The sequence below is a fragment of the Microbacterium oxydans genome, assembly GCF_900095745.1.
GTDB lineage: Bacteria > Actinomycetota > Actinomycetes > Actinomycetales > Microbacteriaceae > Microbacterium > Microbacterium oxydans_B.
Window position 1 is genome coordinate 386927 of the sequence record NZ_FMIR01000019.1, and the last position, 20395, is coordinate 407321.

Below are 20395 nucleotides of genomic sequence, written 5' to 3' on the forward strand. Positions count from 1 at the left end.
GGATTGTGCCAGGGACGAGGGAAGTCTGCGGTGCGGAGAGCACCAAGGATCGATTCTATCAGACCTGGATCAGGATGCTGCGCGGGCGGCGTAGCGGCCGTCTTCACTGCTGAGCACGATGGGCATGCCGAACGTGTCGGTGAGCGCCTCGGCCGTGAGAGTCTCGGCGATCGGTCCGGCCGCGACGATCGCGCCGTCGCGAATCAGCATCACGTGCGTGAAGCCCACGGGGATCTCCTCGACGTGGTGCGTCACCATCAGCATCGCCGGCGTCGTCGGCGAGGACGCATACCCGCTGAGCAGCGCCAGCAGCTCTTCACGCGAACCGAGATCGAGCGAGGCGGTCGGCTCATCGAGCAGCAGGAGCTCCGGATCGGTCATCACGGCGCGCGCGATCTGCACGCGCTTCTGCTCGCCGTCGCTCAACGTGCCGAACGTGCGTTCCGCCAGATGGTCTAGGCGCCAGTCGGCGAGGACGCGGAGCGCGCGGCGCTCATCGATGTCCTCGTAGTTCTCGTTCCAGCGACCGAGCACCGAGTATGCGGCGGTGAGTACGGTGTTGAGGACCGTCTCGTCGCGGGGAACGCGCTTGGCCATCGCGGACGACGCGAAGCCGATGCGCGGGCGCACCTCGAAGACGTCGGTACGCCCCAGGGTCTCCCCCAACACCGTCACGGTGCCCGCGGTCGGGTGCATGAGCGTGTCGGCCAGCTGCAGAAGGGTGGTCTTGCCCGCACCGTTCGGTCCGAGGATCACCCATCGCTGATCGTCGTCGACCTCCCAGGTCACGTGATCGATGATGTTGCGTCCTTCACGGCGCACGACGACGTCGGTGAATTCCAGAGCGCTCGGCATGGTTCCAGCCTATCGGCTCAGGCGGTGAGCTCCGCGTAGAGCGCGCGCGTCGTCTCGGCGATCGCGGCCCAGCTGAAGTCATCCCGTGCGCGTTCGCGTCCGGCCTCTCCGTAGGCCCGCGCCCGCTCCGGATCCATGGCGACCTCGGTGAGCACCGCGGCCAGATCCGCCACGTAGCGCTCCGGATCCACCGGCGTGCCGGTCCCGTCCTGCAGCTGTTCGATCGGCACGAGCCGGCCCGTGACACCGTCGGCCACGACCTCGGGGATGCCCCCGGTCGCGGTGCCGACGACAGCGGCACCGCAGGCCATCGCCTCGAGGTTCACGATCCCGAGCGGCTCGTACACGGAGGGACACACGAAGGTCGTCGCCGCGGTCAGGATCGCCGACAGCTCGTCGCGGGGCAGCATCCTCTCCACCCAGATGACGCCGCCACGCGTCTCCTGCAGAAGGCGCACGCCCTCCTGCACCTCGGCCATGATCTCGGGAGTGTCCGGGGCACCGGCGCACAGGACGAGCTGCACCTCGGGCGGAAGGAGTCGGGCGGCCTGCAGCAGGTACGGCAGACCCTTCTGCCGCGTGATCCGACCGACGAACACCACGGACGGGCGGGCGGGGTCCATTCCGATCGAACGGAGGAATTCCGCGTCTTGCACCGGGCGCCAGCGTTCGACGTCGATGCCGTTATGGATCACGCGAACCTTTGCCGGATCCACCTGCGGGTAGCTGCGGAGGATGTCGGCGCGCATGCCGGCGCTCACCGCGATGACCGCGGCGGCGTTCTCGTAGGCGAGTCGCTCGATGCCGCTGGAGATCGCGTACCCGCCGCCCAGCTGCTCGGCCTTCCAGGGGCGGAGGGGCTCCAGGCTGTGCGCGGTGAGCACATGCGGGATACCGTGCAGCTGCGAGGCGAGGTGACCGGCGAAGTTCGCGTACCAGGTGTGACTGTGCACGAGGTCGGCCTCGGCGATCGCGGAGACGATCTCGAGATCCGTCCCCAGCGTCTGCAATGCGGGGTTCGCACCGGCGAGCTCCGCGGGCGTGCGATACGCGAAGGTGCCGGGCTCGTCGCGGGTCGCGCCGAAAGCGCGCACCCGCACGTCGACGTGCTCTCGAAGCGCAGCGACGAGTTCCGCCACGTGTACTCCGGCACCGCCGTAGACCTCGGGCGGGTACTCCTTCGTGATCATTTCGACTCGCATGTCTGAACGCTAGTACAGCGGCCGGGAACGCATCTATGGTGGAGCCATGTCCGCTCCAAAGAAGGTCTTCGGGATCATCCTCGCCGGCGGCGAGGGCAAGCGCCTCATGCCGCTCACGGCGGATCGCGCGAAACCCGCCGTGCCGTTCGGCGGACAGTATCGCCTGATCGATTTCGCTATCTCGAACCTCATCAACTCGGGCCTGCGGCAGATCGTCGTGCTGACGCAGTACAAGTCGCACAGCCTCGACCGGCACATCTCGCAGACCTGGCGGATGTCGGCGCTCCTCGACTCGTACGTGACGTCGGTTCCCGCGCAGCAGCGACTCGGCAAGCGATGGTTCTCGGGATCCGCCGACGCGATCCTCCAGAGCATGAACCTGATCAACGACGAGAAGCCCGACATCGTCGTCGTCATCGGCGCCGACCACGTGTACCGGATGGACTTCCGGCAGATGCTCGAGGCCCACATCGAATCCGGCGCGAAAGCGACGGTCGCCGGCATCCGTCAGCCGCTCGCCCTGGCTTCGCAGTTCGGGGTGATCGATGCCGATGCCGAATCCGGCCGTATCAAGCAGTTCCTGGAGAAGCCGACCGACATCGCCGGCCTCGAGGATTCGCCGCACGAGGTGCTCGCCTCGATGGGCAACTACATCTTCGACGCCGACGCCCTGATCGCCGCTGTCGAGGCCGACGGCGAGTTGCCGACATCCGGGCACGACATGGGCGGCGACATCGTTCCGTACTTCGTCGACCGCGGCGAGGCCGGCTACTACGACATGAAGCAGAACGATGTCCCCGGGTCATCGCCGCGCGATCGCTCCTACTGGCGGGATGTGGGGACGATCGATTCGTTCTTCGACGCGCACCGCGACCTGATCTCGACTCTCCCTATCTTCAACCTCTACAACATGGAGTGGCCGATCCACTCGCAGGCGGTCAACTCGCCGCCCGCCAAGTTCGTGCGGGACTCGGTCGGCCGGATCGGGAACGCGATCGATTCGATCGTCTCGCTCGGATCGGTCCTGTCCGGCACCCATCTGGAACGCAGTGTGGTCGGCCCCTGGACTCTCGCCGGCGGCGGCTCGACCATCACCGACTCAGTGGTCTTCGACCACGTCCAGGTGGGGCAGGGCGCGCGCATCCACCGGGCGATCCTCGACAAGAACGTGGTGCTGGCTGACGGCGCGACAGTGGGCGTCGACCGCGAACGAGACCTCGCGCGGGGTTTCACCGTCACGGAGTCCGGCATCACCGTCGTCGGCAAGGGCGTGTTCATCGAGCGTTGACTCCGTCATGCGGCGCAGCGGCAGGTCGGGTGATCGATAGGCTCGACGGGTGACCGCCGCGCGCTTCCTCGTTGTCCTCGATGCCGATTCCACTCTGATCCGCAACGAGGTGATCGAGCTGCTCGCCGACGAGGCCGGACGCCGTGCGGAAGTGCAGGCGGCCACCGAGGCGGCCATGCGTGGCGAGGTCGACTTCGCGGAGAGCCTTCGCGCCCGCGTCGCCGCGCTTCAGGGCGTGCCGGTCCCGGCATTCGAGCGGGTGCGTGCGCGGATCGAGCCGACGCCGGGAGTGCACGAGCTCACCGCGGCCGTCCACGACCGCGGTGGCATCGTCGGAGTCGTGTCCGGGGGCTTCCACGAGATCCTCGACCACATCGCGCCGGGACTCGGCGTCGACCGGTGGCGGGCCAATCGTCTGGAGCTCGCCGACGGCGAACTCACCGGTCGCGTCGACGGCGGGATTGTCGACGGGGCAGCCAAGGCCACCTCGCTCCAGCAATGGGCGGCGGAACTCGGCGTGCCCTCGCACGCGACGATCGCGATCGGCGACGGCGCGAACGACCTGCAGATGATGGCGGTCGCCGGACTCGGCCTCGCCTTCAACGCGAAGCCCGCTGTTCGCGAGGCCGCGAGTCTCGTCATCGGACCGCAGGACCTGTCCGAGGTCATCGCACTCCTGCCGTAGTCCGGATCTCTGGTGAATGTCCGCCCCCGCCGCTAGCGTCGGCACATGGACATCATCCTCATCCCCGGACTCTGGCTCGACGCCTCGAGCTGGGACGACGTGATCCCCGCTCTCGACCGGGCAGGGCACCGCGTTCACGCCCTCACCATGCCGGGGCTCGGCGAGCCCGCGGCCGTCACCTCCGACATCGGCATCGCCGACTGGGTCGACGCCGCCGTCGCCGCGGTCGACGCGGTCGACGGCGATGTCGTGGTCGTCGGACACAGCGGAGGCGGCAACGTCGCCTGGGGTGTCGCCGATGCGCGCCCCGACCGTGTGAGCCGAGTGATCTTCGTCGACACCGTCCCTCCTCCGCCCGGAAACGGGATCAGCGAGTTTCCGATCGTCGACGGGGTCGTGCCGTTCCCCGGCTGGGACTTCTTCGAGGACGAAGACGTGCACGACCTCGACGAGGCCACACGCGCACGCACAACGCCGCTCACCTCCAGCGTCCCCGCACGCGTGCCGACCGACGGCATCTCCCTCACCGATCCCGCGCGCTACCGCGTGCCGGTGACGCTGCTCATGGGCGACCTGGACCAGGCGACGTTCGACGGGCTGATCGACCAGTGGGGCCCATTCGGCGAGGAGTACCGCGCGATCCAGGATGCCGAGGTCATCCGGATCGGCTCCGCCCACTGGCCCCAGTTCACCGTGCCCGATCGTCTCGCCGAACTGCTCAACGGGGCGATCACCCGCTGACGGCGCAAGGGTGGGGTCAGTGCCCCATCCCGAGGCCGCCGTCGACGGGGATGACCGCACCGGAGATGTACCCGGCGTCGTCGCCCGCGAGCCAGGTCACGACACCCGCGACCTCGTCGGGAGTGGCGAACCGTCCGGCCGGGATGTTCGCCTTGTACTGCTTCTGCGTCTCCTCCGGGAGCTCCGCCGTCATGTCGGTCTCGATGAAACCAGGCGCGACGACGTTGGCGGTGATCCCGCGCGCGCCGAGTTCGCGGGTGATGGAGCGCGCGAACCCGACGAGCGCACTCTTCGACGCGGAGTAATTGACCTGACCCGCGGAACCGTAGAGCCCCACGACACTCGAGATCAGGATGATGCGGCCGAAACGTGCGCGGAGCATACCCTTCGAGGCGCGCTTGACGACGCGGAACGTGCCGCCGAGGTTCGTCGCGACCACGCTGTCGAAGTCGTCTTCGCTCATGCGGAGGAGCAGCGTGTCCTTCGTGATGCCGGCGTTCGCGACAACGATCTCGACCGGGCCGAGCTGCTGCTCCACCTCGGTGAACGCCGCGTCGAGAGCCGCGGCGTCGGTCACATCCGCACGGACGGTGAGCGTCCCCTCCGGCCCTTCGCCGCTGCGGGCGGTGACGGCGACCCGGTACCCGTCGCGCACGAAGCGCTCTGCGATGGCGCGGCCGATGCCGCGATTGCCGCCGGTGACGAGGACGACGCGCTCAGCACTCATGGGGGGACACTCCTGATCTGGCCGGTCGGCCCGCGGTCCCGGGCCGTCATCGATCCTATCGACCATGCCGCCGCCGGCTGCTCCCTCTTGTCGGGTCGTCTGCATCATGGCGTTTGACAGACGGGGACGCTGCTGGAACCCTGATCGTGACGAAAGGCTTCATCGTGAGCGACAACCGCATCCCCTCTCCCGGTGGCGAGCCGCCGTTGACACCGCCGCCGCCGCCCGCGGCCGCGCCGGCGCTTCCCGCCGACCCGGTGCAGCCCGCTGCGCAACCGACGCAGAGCTACCCGGGAGCCGCGCCGACCTACGCGCCACCCGGATACCCGCCCTACGGCGCCCAGCCGACCGCGGCACCGCAACCGGGATACGCTCCGCCGCCCGCTCAGCCCGGCTACGCCCCGCCCGCCTCTCAGCCCGGATACGCCCCGCCCGCCTCTCAGCCCGGATACGGCGCCTACCCGAGCGCCGGGTATCCCGCCGCTGCGTCCCGGCCCACCAGCCCGCTGGCTGTCGCCTCGCTCATCTGCGGCATCGCCGGGGTCGTCCTGATCTGGGCCATCATCCCGGTACTGGCTTCGATCGCCGCCGTCATCACGGGCCACATGGCGCTCGGACAGATCAAGCGCCAGCCGGGGATCGGCGGGCGAGGACTCGCCATCGCCGGTCTCATCCTCGGCTACGCGGTGGTCGCCATCGGCGCCTTCACGATCGTCAGCACCATCATCAGCTTCCTGTTCGTCGGCGCGTTCAGCCTGCCGTTCCTCTTCTCCAGCTGAGTCACCGAACGGCACGCCTCCAGGGCTGCACCGGCGTAGGCTGGAAGCATCGTGAAGAACGCGCGTCAAGTCCCGGCCGTCACCTCACTGCCGCAGTCTCCGCGGGATGAGGCTGATCATCGTGTGCGCCGTTACGCCTTGACGATGACCATCCGCATCGTGTGCTTCGGCCTCATGGTGCTCGTGCAGCCGTACGGCTGGTACACCTGGGTCTTCGGGATCGCGGCCGCTGTCCTGCCCTACATCGCGGTCGTCTTCGCGAACGCCGGAAGCGACAGCACAGAGACCACCGCCGAGTCGCCGGTGCGCGAAATCGACGCCCCCCGCCCCACTCCGATCGAGCCCGAGGCACCTGCCCCGCAGGTGTTCACAATCCACGAAGGCCCGAAAGACCGATGACAGACTTCGAGTGTTCGCGCGCCGGCTGCCGGAGCGCGGCGACCAGACAAGTGGTGTGGCGCAACCCCCGCATCCATGCCGCCGATCGCGAGAAGGTGTGGTTGGCGTGTGACGAGCACGTGGACTTCCTCCGCGACTACCTGGCTGCACGCGACTTCCCGGTGACTGTCCGCGACGGTGTTCCCGCATGAGTCGACGTCTCACCCGGTGGGCGGTGTACGTGCTCATCGCGATCGGCTTCGCCGTCGCGTGCGTCTTCCTGTCGAACTGGCAGTTCGAGCGAAACGAGACTCGCGCCGCCCAGATCGAACTCGTCGAGCAGAACTACGACGCGGATCCCGTGCCCCTGTCCGACGTCATCGGCGCTGACGGCGCCCTCGACCCCTCCGACGAGTGGCGCCCGGTGACGCTGCAGGGCGAGTACCTGGCCGACCAGCAGCTGCTCGTGCGCAACCGACCGCACGGCGGTACGAGCGCCTTCGAGGTGCTGGTGCCGTTCCGCGACGCCGATGGTCGCGTGTTCATCGTCGATCGCGGCTGGGTGGCGCCGGGCGAGGGTGCGGAGCCCGACTCGGTGCCGTCCCCGCCGGAGGGCGAGGCCGAAGTGACGGTGCGCCTGCGGCCCGGGGAACAGCTGCCCGCATCGGGCCGCGGCGCACCGGAAGGTCAGGTGCCGACCATCTATCTGCCCTCGATCGCCACGCTGACCGACGGGGATGTGATCACCAGCGCCTACGGCCGCGTCGTGACCGAGGAGCCGGCCGGTGCCGGCGCGCTGGGTGGCTTCGACTCCCCCACGGACGACCCGGGCCCGCATCTCTCCTACGCGATCCAATGGATTCTGTTCGCCCTGATGGGCTTCATCTTCATCGGCTACATCATCCGGACCGAGATCGTGAAGCACCGTGAGGAAGTCGAGGGCGTCCCGACACCCGTGAAGACGCCACGGCGCAAAGATCACGACGCCGACGTCGAAGATGAGCTGCTCGACGTCCGCTGACCGACTCGCCCGGAGTCAGTCCATCCAGGGCGTCATCGTGCATGCCCAGCCGGTCTCCGTGCGCTCGTAGACGATCCGCGTGTGGACTCGTTCCGGCGACCCCTGCCAGAATTCGACTCGTGCGGCGATGATCCGCCAGAGGACCCACTCCCCTGGGCTGAAGCCCTCACGAGCGGCGGCGGAGCGCGCAGCGAGGTCTGCCGCACTTTCCTCCGCGGAGGCCTCCTGGACCCGCCCGCGAACGCGCACCGCTCGCAGGAGGGGCTGCCACCAGAAGTTCAGTGCCGCCGCAGGATGCGCGCCGATCTGCGCACCCTTTCGAGAGGAGCGCGCTCCGGCGAAGGCCCATCCGCGCTCGTCGACGTCCTTGAGGATCAGTGAGCGCGCATCCGGCATGCCGTCTTCGTCGACCGTCGCCAAGGTGGCGACGTGTGGCTCGGGCACGCCTGCGGTGACGGCCTTCCCGATCCAGTCGAGGAAGAGTGACGCCGGATCGTCAGGAAGGTCGACGCGCGCGAGCGGAGGCGCCGCACCGGTGAGCGCGGGCTGAGCACGCAGCCACCGACTGACCTCTGACGAAAGGAGATCCCGCTCTGTCGACATGCTCCCGACTATGCCATGGGCGCAGCGACTGCACGTCGGAAGGCTCAGGCGAGTTCCCTCAGCTCGGGATGATCGGCGATCGGGGGCAGCACGTCGAGCAGTTCGGCGAGCGTCGCGATCCGACGCGTGTCACCGGACCAGTTCTGGTGCCCGCCATCGAAATGGACGAACTCCGTGCCGAGATCGGCCGCGATCTCCCCGTCGTGATTGGTATCACCGATGACGAGCACAGCGCTCGGCCGGAGGCCGGATCTCGACAGCCACCGCGCGATGACGTCGTGCTTCGACGCCCGATACGGGTCGTCGATCGACAGCACATCTTCGAACGCATCGACCAGATCGTGCGGGGCCATCTGCCGCGCGAGCGCATCGGGAAGGGTCGCCGAGGCGAGTACCTGACGAATGCCGCGCTCGTCGAGCGCCGCGAGCGTCGAACGCGCATCGGGGTGGAGCTGCGCCTCTCCGACGCGCACCGCGAGCAGGTCGAGGTAGGCCGTCGCGGCGGACACGAACCTGTCGTCACCGAGCCCGACAGAGCCGTAGAAGTCTCGGATCGGGAATCGGAAGACCGATCGATACGCGTGCTCATCGACCAGCGGATCGAGCGCGTGCTCCTCGAGCACGGAGTTCATCACCTGACGGCAGATCTCCACGTCGTCGAGCAGCGTGCCGTTCCAGTCCCAGCACACGGCGCGGATGTGAGCGAGATCCATGCTGTCACGCTACAACGGGCCGCCGACATGCGACCCCCGCACATCAGGCGAGCTCGATGAGGTCCTGGTACTCCTGGCTCCAGATGTCTTCGACACCGTCAGGCAGGATGAGCACACGCTCGGGGTTGAGCGACTGCACGGCACCGGGATCGTGGGACACGAGGACCACAGCACCCTCGTAGTGCGCGAGCGCGCCGAGGATCTCCTCACGTGAGGCGGGATCGAGGTTGTTGGTCGGCTCGTCGAGCAGCAGCAGGTTCGCCGAGGAGACGACGAGAGTCGCGAGCGACAGACGCGTCTTCTCTCCACCGGAGAGGACTCCCGCGGGCTTCAGCACGTCGTCGCCGGTGAACAGGAACGAGCCCAGCACCTTGCGCGCCTCGGTCTCGGTGATGTGCGGTGCGGCCGAGACCATGTTCTCGAGCACCGAACGGTTCACGTCGAGGTTCTCGTGCTCCTGCGCGTAGTAGCCGACCTTGAGGCCGTGCCCCGGCTCGAGCTGCCCGGTATCGGGCTGGTCGACGCCGGCAAGCATCCGCAGCAGCGTGGTCTTGCCCGCACCGTTGAGTCCGAGGATGACGACCTTGGAGCCGCGATCGATCGCGAGATCGACATCGGTGAAGATCTCGAGCGATCCGTACGACTTCGAGAGCCCGCTCGCCATCATCGGAGTCTTGCCGCAGGGCGCCGGCTTCGGGAAGCGCAGCTTCGCGACCCGGTCTTCCTGGCGCACCTCGTCGAGTCCGGCGAGCAGCTTCTCGGCGCGCGCGATCATCTGGTGCGCCGCAGCGGCCTTGGATGCCTTCGCGCCGAAGCGAGCCGCCTGCAGCTGCAGGGTCGTCGCCTTCTTCTCGGCGTTGGCGCGTTCCTTCTTGCGGCGCTCCTCGTCAGCCACCCGCTGACGCAGGTAGTTCTTCCAGTTCATGTTGTACGTGTCGATGCTCTGGCGGTTCGCGTCGAGGTAGAAGACGCGGTTGACGGTCTCACCCACGAGCTCGACATCGTGGCTGATCACGATCAGTCCGCCCTTGTAGCCCTTGAGGAACTCACGCAGCCACACGACGCTGTCCGCGTCGAGGTGGTTGGTCGGCTCGTCGAGGATCATCGTCTGGGCGTCCGAGAAGAGGATGCGGGCGAGCTCGATGCGACGACGCTGACCACCGGAGAGGGTCGACAGTGGCTGGTCGAGGATGCGGTCGGGCAGCGAGAGGTTGTTGGCGATGGACGCCGCCTCGGCTTCTGCCGCATATCCGCCCTGTGCCTCGAACTGCTCGGTGAGGCGGGCATAGCGCTTCATCGCCTTGTCGGCGACGGCGGGGTCGTCCGAGCCCATCGCGAGTGCCGCTTCGGTCATCCCGAGGTTGAGCTGACCGAGGCCGCGGGCATCGAGGATGCGCGTGCGCGCCAGGTCTTCGGGGTTGCCGGAGCGAGGGTCCTGCGGCAGGTAGCCGAGCTCGCCGGAACGCGTCACACTGCCGCCGGAGGGCAGGACGTCGCCCGCGAGCACCTTGGTGAGGGTGGTCTTGCCGGCCCCGTTGCGGCCGACGAGTCCGATCTTGTCTCCGTCGGCGACGCGGAACGAGACGTTCTCCATCAGCAGGCGCGCGCCAACGCGGATCTCGAGGTCGTGCACGGCAAGCACAGCGGACGTCCATTCTTTCAGGGAGGGTGTTCGGCCGATCGGCCAGCCTCCCAGTATAAGCGCCGTGGCCGGGAGCGACGGTCAGCAAGATCAGTCCGGAGAGTGAGACCCGCGATACCGCAGAGGGATGACCGTCCGGGTACGCGCTGCATAGCGTGCAGGAGTGGACATCCTCAACGAGCTCATCATGCAGGCCATCGCCTCGCCCTGGCTGTACCTGGTCCTGTTCGCGGTCACCGTGATCGACGGGTTCTTCCCCCCGGTACCGAGCGAGACGGTGCTCGTCGCCGCAGCGGCCGTCGCCGCATCGACCGGCGACGGCAACCTGCTGCTCTTGGGTGCGGTCGCCGCGATCGGCGCGGCGATCGGCGACAACATCGCCTTCGTGATCGGCCGAAGTCTCGGCACCACTCGCTTCGCCTGGATGAGACGCCCCCGAGTGGCCGCGACATTCGCGTACGCGCAGCAGGCGCTCGACCGGCGCAGCGCCACCCTCATCCTCGGCGCCCGCTACATCCCGGTCGGACGCGTCGCCGTCAACATGTCCGCCGGGGCTCTCGAGTTCCCGTGGCGGCGCTTCCTGCCCTTGAGCCTGATCGCCGGTGCCAGCTGGAGCGTCTTCAGCCTGGCGATCGGCCTCCTCGCCGGAGCCTGGATCAAGGACCAGCCGCTGCTCAGTGCCGGTCTCGGAATCGTCATCGCGCTCCTGGTCGGCTTCACGATCGACCGCATCGCCGCGGCCCGGCGCCGCCGCGCACCCATGCCGCAACTGGCAGGATGACAGTCATGGCACGCCGCCGGCAGCGCATACCGCTGCGCCAACGGATCAGCCGCCGCACCTTCGCCCTCGGGGCGCTGGGTGGGGCGGTCGTGGCGTTGTACGCGATCCTCGTCCCGCTCCAGACCGTCCTCTCCGGCACCCCGCTGCCCCTGTCGTTCATCCTCGGCGCCGCGTTGTGCGTGTCGCCCGTACTCGCGATCAGCCGTCCGATCTGGGCCATCGGCCTGTTCACCGCGGGTGCGCTGACCCTGCCGCTCACGGTCGTGCCGGAACTCGCGATCCAGTCGCCGTGGCCCTGGTCCGTACCCGCCCTCCTCACCTTCGTGCTCTTCGTCGGCGTGGTCACGTTCCTCCATGGCGCACGCCTCGGCGCGTTCACACTGCTGCTCGGAGCGATCGCGTCTCTCCTGGCGCCGGTGCTCCGCCCCGACATGGTCGCGCTGCCCGGGTCCTCCGCCAGCGCGACAGCCGACCTCATCGTCACGACGGCGGTGGCATCCGCGGCGTACCTCATCGCGGCACTCGTCGCCGGGAGGGTCCGGGTCGCCGCCGAGCTGACGCGCGAGAAGGAGCACAGCGCGCTCGAGGAGGCCCGGCGCGCACTCGTCGAGGAACGCACCCGGATCGCGCGGGAGCTGCACGACGTGGTCGCGCACAGCATGTCCGTGATCCAGGTGCAGGCGTCGACCGCCAAGTACCGCATCCCGGCGCTCAGCGATGCGGCGACAGCCGAGTTCGATGACATCGCCGCAACCGCCCGTGGCTCACTCACCGAGATGCGGCGCATGCTCGGGGTGCTGCGCACCGAGGATCAGACCGCTGAGCTCGCTCCGCAACAGGGCATCGACGACATCCCGGCGCTGGTCGACACCATCCGCCGCGCCGGCGTCGAGGTCGGGCTCGTGCTCGAAGGCGGGGAGGCCGCAGCCGCCGCGACCGCCGCGGTGCAGATCGCCGCGTTCCGGATCGTCCAGGAGGCGCTGAGCAACGCGGTGCGGCATGCGCCCGGTGCGCGCATCGCCGTGCGGCTGCACGCCGAGGCGCGCAGCATCCGCATCCTGGTACACAACGGCGCCCCGCCTCGCACCCCTGAGGGCCCCGGCGGCGGGTACGGCCTGCGCGGGATGCGTGAACGCGCCGAGATCCTGGGCGGCAGCCTCACCGCCGGCTCCGCATCCGACGGCGGCTGGGACGTGGAGGCCGTGCTCCCCCTGGACGCCGACGGCCCCGGCCCCGCTTCCCTCGACAAGGAGACCCCGTGACGATCAGCGTCCTCATCGCCGACGACCAGGCCATGGTCCGTGCGGGTTTCGCCGCTCTTCTCGATGCCCACGACGGTATTCGGGTGGCCGGACAGGCGGCGAACGGCGCCGAAGCCGTCGCCCTCGCGGCGCGTCTGGATCCCGACGTGATCCTCATGGACGTGCGCATGCCCGAACTGGACGGGATCGAAGCCACCCGTCGGATTCTCGGTCCGTCGTACCCCGCCGCGCATGTTCCCCGGATCCTGATGCTCACCACCTTCGACATCGACGACTACGTGTACGACGCGCTCGAGGCCGGCGCCAGCGGGTTCCTGCTGAAGGACGCGCTCCCCGAGGAGCTCGTGCACGCGGTGCGCGTCGTCGCGAACGGCGATGCGCTCCTCGCGCCGAGCGTGACACGACGCATCATCGAGCAGTTCGCCGGCCGCAGGCCCCGTGCACCTCGCTCCGCCACCGCGCTGGCCGAACTCACCGACCGCGAGCGCGAGGTGCTGGTGCTGATCGGGAAGGGCCGCTCGAACACCGAAATCGCCGCCGACCTCTTCATCGCGGAGCAGACCGTCAAGACGCACGTCGGCAAGGTGCTCGCCAAGCTGAATCTGCGCGACCGCGTGCAGGCCGTGATCCTCGCCTACGACACCGGGCTCGTCGAGCCGTCCGCCTGACTCACCCCGTCGTAGGGGGTCGTAACGGCACCCGAGGGTGATGCGTCCGCGGGTACGGCGTCCATAGTCTCCTGGGACACCGCCCCCGAGGAGGACTCATGGCCATCGTTCAGGCAACCACTGCCGGCATCAGCGCGCCTCCGCAGCGCGCGTCCCGCGACACCGGGATCGATTTCGTCCGGGCGCTGTGCGTTCTGGGCGTCGTGCTCCTGCACTCGATCATGGTGGGCGTCACGGTCGACGCGTCCGGCCCTGTGTTCGAGAACGCCAGCGACGGCACCGGCTGGATCGCGCCGCTCAGTTGGCTCCTCCAGGTGATGCCGCTGTTCTTCGTGATCGGCGGGTTCTCCGGGCTCCTCGCCTACCGCCGGATGCGGGAGCGCGGCGGCACCGCCGTCGGCTTCGTCGCCGGCCGACTGCATCGCCTGCTACGACCCGCCGTCTTCACGATCGCCATCGTCGGCGTCGGGCTCGCGCTGCTCACGGTCTTCGGCGTACCCGCCGATCTGATCGCGACCGCGGGCTTCCGCTACGGTCAGCCGCTCTGGTTCCTCGGCGTCTTCCTCCTGTGCCAGGCGCTGCTTCCCGCACTCGCCGCCGCCCATGAGCGTGCCCCCTACCGCACGATCGGTGCTCTCGTCGTGGCACCCATCGCCGTCGACGTGCTGCGCGCCGCGACCGGGCTCGACGGACTCGGCTTCCTGAACCTCGCCTTCGTGTGGATGACGTTGCAGCAGCTGGGGTTCTTCCTCGCCGACGGACGCATCGGGCGTCTGAGTCGACGCCTCCGCGCCGCAACAGGGGTCGCTGCGCTTCTTCTGCTCGTCGCGACCTTCCTGACCGGTGTGTACTCCCCCGACCTCATCGCCAACATCAACCCGCCGACTGCGGCCCTGCTCCTCGTCGGCGTGGCGCACACCAGCCTCCTCTCCCTGCATCGCGAACGCATCGAGCGGTTCAGCCACCGGCCGCGCGTGGCGGCGTTCACGGCGTTCGTGACCGTGCGCACCATGACGATCTACCTGTGGCACATGCCCGTCCTGCTGGTGATGGCCGGCGCCAGCGCCGTGTACGCCCTCGTCACGGGCGTCGCGCTCCCGGCGCTCGACAGCGCGGACTGGTGGGCCGCCCGACCGCTCTGGCTCGCGACCGCACTCGCACTGACCGCACTCGTCGCCGTGGCCTTCACCCGGTTCGAGTCGCAGCCCGCGCCGCAGGCCACCGGTTCACTTCCGCGGATCGTCGTGGGAGCGCTGAGCGGCCTGGTCGGTGTCCTGATGCTCCTGGTGCTCGGCACATCCGTCGCGACCGCCCTGATCGCGGTCGCCCTGATCCTCGCGGCGCTCCGGCTCGCGTCTCGGACGACGCCGCTGCCGCCGATCGGAGTGCGCACGCTCGACCCGCGTAGGGCGTAGGTCAGCCCAGGCCCCGTGCCGCCAGCGCGTCACCCACATCGTCCGCGTGTCGGAGGGTGAGGACGAGCAGCGGAACCGCGGCGCGCACGCCCAACCGCACGCCGCGGGCTCGCGCCGCATCCCGCACGCGCTCCGCGAAGCCGGCGATCACGGGGATCGTCGTGATGGTGAGGGAGATCGTGAGTGCCACCGCGGCGGGATCGAGTCCGAATCGACGAAGCGGGCGCAAGGTCCTCTGCAGCACCTCGACGAGATCCGCCATCCGGGTGGTGAGCGTCAGCAGGCTCGCGAGCAGGAGGATCGCGACGACGCGTCCGGTGCTGATCCACGCGGCGAGAGGCGAGACGAAGATCACGAGTGCCGCGGCGAGCAGGACGATGATCCCGCGCAGACGCCAGATCTCGAGCACGGGCACACGAATCGGCATCGCCGCGATGCCGTACAGCGCGAGCACCACCCCGAGCGAGACGGCGATGCTCACGGCGTTGTGGGGATACAGCGACAGCACGAGCGCTCCGACCGCCAGCGCTGCGAGCTTGACCCCGGCGGGAGCGCGATGGAGGATGCCGGTGCCCGGACGGTAGAGCGCGATCATGCGCACGATCGACGATAGGCCGCGATCACGGTGGACGGCTCTCCGGACGCCGTGACGCGCCCCTCGTCGAACAGCATCGCGGCGTCACAGCGCGCAGCCAGTTCGAGGTCATGCGTCACCACCACGACCTGGGCCTCCTGCGCCAGAAGCAGGTCGCCGATGCGTCGAGAATTCCGCAGGTCGAGGAGTGTGGTCGGTTCGTCGGCGACGATGAGCTGCGGTTCGGTGATCAGCACCGAGGCCAGCGCGAGCATCTGCTTCTGGCCCCCCGACAGGCTGGATGCGGGGACATCCGCGTGGTCTGCCAGCCCGTGCGCAGCGAGGGTCTCTCTCACACGGTCGGCGACCTCGGTCTTCGCCCGCCCGCGCAGGGACAGCGCGATGTCTTCGGCCGGGGTGGGCATGAGGATCTGCGCATCGGGGTTCGTGAACACGAATCCGACCCGGCGACGGAGGGCTGCGCGGTCGCGCACCGTGTCGAGGCCGTGCACCCTCACTTCACCGGAGGACGGGGTGACGAGTCCGTTCAGCAGCCGGGCGAACGTGGACTTCCCCGAGCCGTTCGCCCCGATCACCGCGATCACCGGAGCCGTCATCGTCACGGAGACGTCGCGGAGCACGGGACGACCGTCGAGCACCACCGAGACCTCATCCAGGGCGATGGTCGCGACCCCCGCCTCGCGTGTGCGTGTCATGTGGATCCCTCCGAGCGCGATGCGACCTGAACACCGTTCACCTGAACGCCGTTCACTATAATCGGAGGATGAGCCCGGAGACGAATCAGGCACGGCACGACCGCGACAGCGTCGCCCGGAGCGCACTCACCCTCCTCGATGAGGTCGGGCTCGCCGACCTCTCGATGCGGCGCATCGCGGCCCGGCTGGACGTGCAGCCCAGCGCCCTCTACTGGCACTTCACCAGCAAGCAGGAGCTGCTCGCCGAACTCGCCGACCGGATCACGGCGTCGATCCCCCGCGGCAGCGACGGCGTGATGGCGACCGCCCGAGGGATCCGCGACGCGCTCTTCACCCACCGCGACGGCGCTGAACTGGTCCTCAGCACCTACGCGCTGCAACTCGGTTCTTCGCATGCGCAGGCGGCGCTGACCGAAGCGCTGCAGGCCGACGGCGCACCAGACGCGGCCGACCGGGGCGCGGCCATCCTGCACTTCGTGCTCGGACACGCCACACTCGTGCAGCAGCGCATGCACGCCGACAGCCACGGGGCGCTGCCCACCGCCGGCGAGATCGACGTCACAGCCGGCCTCGACCGGATCTTCGACCTCGGGGTGACCGCTCTCGCGGGGGCGCTCAGCGCACCGGCGACTCCGCCGCGTGCCCGAGCCTGAGGCCGGGCACGACCGCGAGAACGACGAGCCCGACGCAGAAGGCGAAGACCGCACCGAACGCGCCCGCCTCACCTCCGAGGGATGCCACCGCGAGCCCGGCCAGCGCGATCGCGACGGCCGATCCGGTGGCGTCCGAGATCGACAGCGCCGAGGAGTTGAACCCCTGATTCGTCTCGTCCGAGTAGGCGAGCGTCAGGACGGTCAGTCGCGGATACAGCAGGCCCATCCCGCCACCGGCGAACGCCCAGCCGAGCACCACCACGGCCGCCGAGACGTCGAAGAGCGCGGCGACGAGGACGCACAGCAGTGCGATCAGGAGCGAGCCGAGACTGATCAGTGTGATGCGGTGATTCCCCAACCGCTCGCCATACCGCCCCTGCAGCGCCGACGCACCGGCCCAGGCCAATGCCGCGAGCATCAGAGCGACTCCCGCCCACGTCGCACTGAAGTCGAACTTCTTCATCAGCAGGTACGGGATGTAGGCCTCGGCGGCGAAGAACGCGCCCGCCACGATGCCGCGCATCAGCACCACGCTCGGGAGCCCCTGGCCCGAGCGCAACGTTCGCCGTGGCAGCAGCGGCAGCACGGCGAGTCCGATCGCGATGACGGCACCGAGCGCGACCGGCCAACCGATCGACGGCGCCATGTCGGCAGAGAAGCCGACCACCACGGCGAGCACCGCGACGACGACGGCGAGTGCGAGGCGCACAACGAGAGTGCGTCGATCCTGCGGCTCTCCATGCCCCAGATCGACACCGCGGAGGCGCACCGCGATCATCACGAACGCGGCTCCCGTCAGCACCGCGACGCCCAGGAACGCCCATCGCCAGTCGAGGTATTCAGCGACGGCCCCGGCCAGGAACGGTCCGACCATCGACGGCACGACCCAGGCCGCAGCGAACGCGGCGAAGATCCTGCCGTGCAGATGGGGCGGGTAGAGCCTCGCCACCACCACATACAGCGCGACGGTCTGCCCGCCGGTGCCGAGCCCCTGGACGAGTCGCCCGATCAGGAACTGGTGCATCGTCACGGCGAAGCCCGAGATCAGAAGGCCGATGATGAAGAGGGTCACAGCGACGTAGAGCGCCCCGCGCGGACCGCGCGCATCCGACCACGCCCCGGTGGCGACCATGCCTATCACGCTCGTCGCAAGGGTCCCGGCGAAGGCGACAGCAAACAGTGCCTGCCCGTCGAGGGCTTCGCTGACGATGGGCATGACCGTCGTCACCGCGAGTGCCTCGATGGCGGCGAGGAAGATCAGCGCGACCGCACCGAGCGTCACCCAGATGCGTTGGCGGTCCCAGATCGTCGCGACGTCAGCCGGAGTCGTCATCGGCCCACGAGCGCCGCGATGCGCTCGACGGCCTCGGTGATGATCTCCGGGCCGGTGCCGAAGTTCAGCCGCACGTGGCCTGCGCCCTCGGCCCCGAAGGCAGGGCCGAAATGCAGGGCGACCTTCGCATCGCGAAGGATGCGCCGCGCGGGGTTGTCTCCCCAGTCGAGTGCGGAGAGGTCGATCCACGCGAGGTACCCGGCATCCGGGATGCGATAGCGCGCACCCGGCAGGTGCGCGGCCAGCAGGTCCTCGAGCAGCACCCGGTTCTCGTCGAGGGTGCGCAGCAGTCCGTCGAGCCACGGGTCGCTCTCTTCCGAGAACGCTGCCACGGCGGCGAGCAGGCCGAACTGTCCGGTGCGCCACTCCACCTCGACGGGCAGGCCGCGCACGACCTCACTCGTCGCGTCGTCGGCGGTGACCATCAGTGCGCACTTCAGACCCGCGAGGTTGAACGCCTTGCTGGCGCTGACGACGGCATAGCCGACGCGCTGGGCCGCATCGCTCACGGCGAGGAACGGCGTGAACCCGGTCCCGGGTTGCGCGAGCGGCGCATGGATCTCGTCCGAGACGACGGCCGCCCCGAACTCCTCCGCCAGGTCCGCGAGCGCGGCGAGGCTGTCGCGGTCATGCACCGTGCCGGTCGGATTGTGCGGATTGCAGAGCAGGATCGCCGTCGCGCCGCCCTCGAACGCGGCACGGATGCCGTCGAGGTCGAGTTCCCAGTGGGTTCCCGTGTCGCGCAGGGGCACGCGCTCCACCTCGGCACCGGCCTCGGCGACCAAGTCGAAGAACGGCGGATACACGGGAGGGGTGACCACGACCCGCTCCCCCGGCTGCGTGACGCGGCGGAGGATCTCGACGATCCCCATGCTCACATCGGCCGTGCTCCGCATCCGCCCGGGGTCGGGCTCCCAGCCGTAGCGTCTGCTGGCGAAGGCGGCGAACGACTCGGCGAGCGGCGTCCGCGATGCGACGTACCCGGTGTCACCGATCTCCACGGCGCGCCGCAGCGCATCCGAGATCGCCGGCGCCAGCGGGAAGTCGGTCTCGGCCACGAACAGCGGAAGCACGTCGGCCGGGTACTCGCGCCATTTCTCGCTGCTGCGCTCGCGAAGCTCTGCCAGCGGCAGTGCCTTCACCTGAAGCATTCGTTCTCCCGAGGTTCCGGGACGCGCCGCGTCGTGTCGCCAGACCCTACGCGCGCGTCGTCGCACACCGCCGCTCGGCAGCGGTCCCGTGCGGATCAGATCGCGAAGCCGAGCGCGCGCATCATGTCGCGCCCGTCGTCCGAGATCTTCTCCGGACCCCACGGCGGCATCCAGACCCAGTTGATGCGGAATCGATCGACGACGCTGTCCAGAGCCTGAGCGGTCTGGTCCTCGAGAACATCGGTGAGCGGGCAGCCGGCGCTGGTCAACGTCATGTGGATGACGAGAGCATCGTTCTCGTCGTCCCACGCGAGGTCGTAGATGAGGCCGAGGTCGACGACATTGATCCCGAGCTCGGGGTCCATGACGTCTTTGAGAGCCTCGGTGACCGCGTCGTACTTCTCGTCCGTGAGGGTCGCTGTCATGCGATCAGCCTACGCCTCGATGGGGGCTGCAGGGTCGAGGAAACGGTCGTATCCCTCGTTCTCCAGCCGGTCTGCGAGCTCGGGGCCGCCCTCTTCGACGATCTTGCCCGCGACGACCACGTGGACGAAGTCGGGGCGGATGTAGCGGAGGATGCGGGTGTAGTGCGTGATCAGCAGCACGCCGAGTCCGGTGGACTCCTTCGCGCGGTTGACGCCCTCGGAGACGATCTTGAGCGCGTCGACATCGAGACCCGAGTCGGTCTCGTCGAGGACTGCGAACTTCGGCTTCAGCACCTCGAGCTGCAGGATCTCGTGGCGCTTCTTCTCGCCACCGGAGAAGCCCTCGTTGACGTTGCGCTGCGCGAACTTCGGGTCCATGCGCAGGTTCGCCATGGCGGCCTTGACGTCCTTGGTCCAGCCGCGGATCGCCGGTGCTTCGCCGTCGAGCGCGGTCTTCGCCGTGCGGAGGAAGTTCGTCACCGTGACGCCCGGGATCTCGACCGGGTACTGCATGGCGAGGAAGAGCCCGGCACGGGCGCGCTCGTCGACCGTCATCTCCAGAACGTCCTGGCCGTCGAACGTGATCGAGCCGGAGGTCACCGTGTACTTCGGGTGACCGGCGATCGTGTAGGCCAGGGTCGACTTGCCCGAGCCGTTGGGGCCCATGATGGCGTGGGTCTCACCGGTGTTCATGGTGAGGTTGATTCCGTTGAGGATCGGGGTGGTCCCCGCATCGGTCTCGACCGTCACATGCAGGTCGCGGATCTCGAGAACAGACATTCT

The 20395-nt window shown here is 68.9% G+C and carries 24 protein-coding genes; 12 read left to right on the forward strand and 12 right to left on the reverse strand.

Features of this window, described 5'->3' with window-relative positions; genetic code table 11:
- Nucleotides 1-69: 69 nt before the first annotated feature.
- Nucleotides 70-855: an ABC transporter ATP-binding protein gene (locus tag BQ2383_RS17385; protein ID WP_091036812.1), complete on the reverse strand. Its 786-nt coding sequence runs from the start codon at nt 853-855 to the stop codon at nt 70-72.
- A gap of 17 nt (nt 856-872) precedes the next feature.
- Nucleotides 873-2057 (reverse strand): glycogen synthase, encoded by a 1185-nt coding sequence (gene glgA / locus BQ2383_RS17390; protein WP_091036815.1) that lies wholly within the window; start codon nt 2055-2057, stop codon nt 873-875.
- Between the two features lie 46 nt (nt 2058-2103).
- Between glgA and glgC the strand changes: the two genes are divergently transcribed.
- Genes glgC through BQ2383_RS17405 form a run of 3 tightly spaced genes read left to right on the forward strand, consistent with a single transcriptional unit; the run spans nt 2104 to nt 4771 of the window.
- On the forward strand, nt 2104-3345 hold the full coding sequence (glgC, locus tag BQ2383_RS17395; protein WP_091036818.1) for a glucose-1-phosphate adenylyltransferase: 1242 nt from the start codon (nt 2104-2106) through the stop codon (nt 3343-3345).
- Between the two features lie 49 nt (nt 3346-3394).
- Nucleotides 3395-4030 carry a phosphoserine phosphatase SerB gene (gene serB, locus BQ2383_RS17400; RefSeq protein WP_091036822.1) on the forward strand — a complete coding sequence of 212 codons (636 nt, stop codon included), beginning with the start codon at nt 3395-3397 and terminating at the stop codon, nt 4028-4030.
- Between the two features lie 45 nt (nt 4031-4075).
- On the forward strand, nt 4076-4771 hold the full coding sequence (locus tag BQ2383_RS17405) for an alpha/beta fold hydrolase (protein ID WP_091036824.1): 696 nt from the start codon (nt 4076-4078) through the stop codon (nt 4769-4771).
- 16 nt (nt 4772-4787) lie between these two features.
- On the opposite strand, the gene BQ2383_RS17410 is transcribed toward BQ2383_RS17405, so the two are convergent.
- A complete protein-coding gene (locus tag BQ2383_RS17410) occupies nt 4788-5498 on the reverse strand; it encodes a beta-ketoacyl-ACP reductase (RefSeq protein ID WP_029261772.1) in 711 nt (236 codons plus the stop codon).
- A gap of 164 nt (nt 5499-5662) precedes the next feature.
- Between BQ2383_RS17410 and BQ2383_RS17415 the strand changes: the two genes are divergently transcribed.
- The 4 genes from BQ2383_RS17415 to BQ2383_RS17430 are packed head-to-tail and all read left to right on the forward strand — an operon-like array spanning nt 5663 to nt 7676.
- Entirely contained in the window at nt 5663-6277 is a 615-nt protein-coding gene (locus BQ2383_RS17415) for a DUF4190 domain-containing protein (protein ID WP_140403381.1), read from the forward strand.
- Between the two features lie 51 nt (nt 6278-6328).
- A complete protein-coding gene (locus tag BQ2383_RS17420; protein WP_091036830.1) occupies nt 6329-6676 on the forward strand; it encodes a DUF3099 domain-containing protein in 348 nt (115 codons plus the stop codon).
- A complete protein-coding gene (locus BQ2383_RS17425; RefSeq protein WP_091036832.1) occupies nt 6673-6867 on the forward strand; it encodes a hypothetical protein in 195 nt (64 codons plus the stop codon). The genes BQ2383_RS17420 and BQ2383_RS17425 overlap by 4 nt, the downstream gene beginning before the upstream one ends.
- Nucleotides 6864-7676, forward strand: a complete 813-nt coding sequence (locus BQ2383_RS17430) for an SURF1 family cytochrome oxidase biogenesis protein (protein ID WP_091036835.1) — start codon at nt 6864-6866, stop codon at nt 7674-7676. The genes BQ2383_RS17425 and BQ2383_RS17430 overlap by 4 nt, the downstream gene beginning before the upstream one ends.
- Before the next feature lie 15 nt (nt 7677-7691).
- On the opposite strand, the gene BQ2383_RS17435 is transcribed toward BQ2383_RS17430, so the two are convergent.
- The 3 genes from BQ2383_RS17435 to abc-f are packed head-to-tail and all read right to left on the reverse strand — an operon-like array spanning nt 7692 to nt 10634.
- On the reverse strand, nt 7692-8279 hold the full coding sequence (locus BQ2383_RS17435; RefSeq protein ID WP_091036838.1) for a pyridoxine/pyridoxamine 5'-phosphate oxidase: 588 nt from the start codon (nt 8277-8279) through the stop codon (nt 7692-7694).
- 44 nt (nt 8280-8323) lie between these two features.
- On the reverse strand, nt 8324-8992 hold the full coding sequence (locus tag BQ2383_RS17440; protein WP_091036841.1) for an HAD family hydrolase: 669 nt from the start codon (nt 8990-8992) through the stop codon (nt 8324-8326).
- Nucleotides 8993-9035: 43 nt separating this feature from the next.
- Entirely contained in the window at nt 9036-10634 is a 1599-nt protein-coding gene (gene abc-f, locus BQ2383_RS17445) for a ribosomal protection-like ABC-F family protein (protein ID WP_091036843.1), read from the reverse strand.
- 163 nt (nt 10635-10797) lie between these two features.
- Here abc-f and BQ2383_RS17450 point away from each other — a divergent pair, with 163 nt between their 5' ends.
- From BQ2383_RS17450 to BQ2383_RS17465, 4 genes are all read left to right on the forward strand, one after another.
- Nucleotides 10798-11415: a DedA family protein gene (locus BQ2383_RS17450; protein ID WP_091036845.1), complete on the forward strand. Its 618-nt coding sequence runs from the start codon at nt 10798-10800 to the stop codon at nt 11413-11415.
- Between the two features lie 5 nt (nt 11416-11420).
- Nucleotides 11421-12677 carry a sensor histidine kinase gene (locus BQ2383_RS17455; protein WP_091036848.1) on the forward strand — a complete coding sequence of 419 codons (1257 nt, stop codon included), beginning with the start codon at nt 11421-11423 and terminating at the stop codon, nt 12675-12677.
- On the forward strand, nt 12674-13345 hold the full coding sequence (locus tag BQ2383_RS17460; protein ID WP_091036850.1) for a response regulator: 672 nt from the start codon (nt 12674-12676) through the stop codon (nt 13343-13345). Before BQ2383_RS17455 ends, BQ2383_RS17460 begins: the two co-directional genes overlap by 4 nt.
- Before the next feature lie 98 nt (nt 13346-13443).
- Nucleotides 13444-14760, forward strand: a complete 1317-nt coding sequence (locus tag BQ2383_RS17465; protein ID WP_091036852.1) for an acyltransferase family protein — start codon at nt 13444-13446, stop codon at nt 14758-14760.
- Nucleotide 14761: 1 nt separating this feature from the next.
- Here the strand turns inward: BQ2383_RS17465 and BQ2383_RS17470 are convergent, their stop codons facing one another.
- Nucleotides 14762-15355: an energy-coupling factor transporter transmembrane component T family protein gene (locus BQ2383_RS17470; protein ID WP_091036855.1), complete on the reverse strand. Its 594-nt coding sequence runs from the start codon at nt 15353-15355 to the stop codon at nt 14762-14764.
- The gene (locus BQ2383_RS17475) at nt 15352-16050 is read right to left on the reverse strand and encodes an energy-coupling factor ABC transporter ATP-binding protein (RefSeq protein WP_091036858.1); all 699 of its coding nucleotides are present in this window, start codon (nt 16048-16050) and stop codon (nt 15352-15354) included. Before BQ2383_RS17475 ends, BQ2383_RS17470 begins: the two co-directional genes overlap by 4 nt.
- A 68-nt stretch (nt 16051-16118) precedes the next feature.
- Between BQ2383_RS17475 and BQ2383_RS17480 the strand changes: the two genes are divergently transcribed.
- Nucleotides 16119-16703, forward strand: coding sequence for a TetR family transcriptional regulator (locus BQ2383_RS17480; protein WP_091036860.1), 585 nt, complete (start codon nt 16119-16121; stop codon nt 16701-16703).
- Here BQ2383_RS17480 and BQ2383_RS17485 read toward each other — a convergent pair.
- From BQ2383_RS17485 to sufC, 4 genes are all read right to left on the reverse strand, one after another.
- Entirely contained in the window at nt 16666-18036 is a 1371-nt protein-coding gene (locus BQ2383_RS17485; RefSeq protein ID WP_091036863.1) for an MFS transporter, read from the reverse strand. The two genes, BQ2383_RS17480 and BQ2383_RS17485, sit on opposite strands and share 38 nt — an antisense overlap.
- A complete protein-coding gene (locus BQ2383_RS17490; protein ID WP_091036865.1) occupies nt 18033-19187 on the reverse strand; it encodes a MalY/PatB family protein in 1155 nt (384 codons plus the stop codon). Before BQ2383_RS17490 ends, BQ2383_RS17485 begins: the two co-directional genes overlap by 4 nt.
- Nucleotides 19188-19282: 95 nt before the next feature.
- Entirely contained in the window at nt 19283-19612 is a 330-nt protein-coding gene (locus BQ2383_RS17495; RefSeq protein WP_028501690.1) for a metal-sulfur cluster assembly factor, read from the reverse strand.
- A 9-nt stretch (nt 19613-19621) separates the two neighbouring features.
- Entirely contained in the window at nt 19622-20392 is a 771-nt protein-coding gene (gene sufC, locus BQ2383_RS17500; protein WP_091036867.1) for a Fe-S cluster assembly ATPase SufC, read from the reverse strand.
- Nucleotides 20393-20395 lie beyond the last annotated feature (3 nt).

Coding starts and splice junctions, on each gene's coding strand:
- BQ2383_RS17385 (WP_091036812.1), bottom strand. CDS start 855: ATGCCGAGCGCTCTGGAATTCACCGACGTCGTCGTGCGCCGTGAAGGA.
- glgA (WP_091036815.1), bottom strand. CDS start 2,057: ATGCGAGTCGAAATGATCACGAAGGAGTACCCGCCCGAGGTCTACGGC.
- glgC (WP_091036818.1), top strand. CDS start 2,104: ATGTCCGCTCCAAAGAAGGTCTTCGGGATCATCCTCGCCGGCGGCGAG.
- BQ2383_RS17405 (WP_091036824.1), top strand. CDS start 4,076: ATGGACATCATCCTCATCCCCGGACTCTGGCTCGACGCCTCGAGCTGG.
- BQ2383_RS17410 (WP_029261772.1), bottom strand. CDS start 5,498: ATGAGTGCTGAGCGCGTCGTCCTCGTCACCGGCGGCAATCGCGGCATC.
- BQ2383_RS17425 (WP_091036832.1), top strand. CDS start 6,673: ATGACAGACTTCGAGTGTTCGCGCGCCGGCTGCCGGAGCGCGGCGACC.
- BQ2383_RS17430 (WP_091036835.1), top strand. CDS start 6,864: ATGAGTCGACGTCTCACCCGGTGGGCGGTGTACGTGCTCATCGCGATC.
- BQ2383_RS17435 (WP_091036838.1), bottom strand. CDS start 8,279: ATGTCGACAGAGCGGGATCTCCTTTCGTCAGAGGTCAGTCGGTGGCTG.
- BQ2383_RS17440 (WP_091036841.1), bottom strand. CDS start 8,992: ATGGATCTCGCTCACATCCGCGCCGTGTGCTGGGACTGGAACGGCACG.
- BQ2383_RS17455 (WP_091036848.1), top strand. CDS start 11,421: ATGGCACGCCGCCGGCAGCGCATACCGCTGCGCCAACGGATCAGCCGC.
- BQ2383_RS17465 (WP_091036852.1), top strand. CDS start 13,444: ATGGCCATCGTTCAGGCAACCACTGCCGGCATCAGCGCGCCTCCGCAG.
- BQ2383_RS17470 (WP_091036855.1), bottom strand. CDS start 15,355: ATGATCGCGCTCTACCGTCCGGGCACCGGCATCCTCCATCGCGCTCCC.
- BQ2383_RS17475 (WP_091036858.1), bottom strand. CDS start 16,050: ATGACACGCACACGCGAGGCGGGGGTCGCGACCATCGCCCTGGATGAG.
- BQ2383_RS17480 (WP_091036860.1), top strand. CDS start 16,119: ATGAGCCCGGAGACGAATCAGGCACGGCACGACCGCGACAGCGTCGCC.
- BQ2383_RS17485 (WP_091036863.1), bottom strand. CDS start 18,036: ATGACGACTCCGGCTGACGTCGCGACGATCTGGGACCGCCAACGCATC.
- BQ2383_RS17490 (WP_091036865.1), bottom strand. CDS start 19,187: ATGCTTCAGGTGAAGGCACTGCCGCTGGCAGAGCTTCGCGAGCGCAGC.
- BQ2383_RS17495 (WP_028501690.1), bottom strand. CDS start 19,612: ATGACAGCGACCCTCACGGACGAGAAGTACGACGCGGTCACCGAGGCT.
- sufC (WP_091036867.1), bottom strand. CDS start 20,392: ATGTCTGTTCTCGAGATCCGCGACCTGCATGTGACGGTCGAGACCGAT.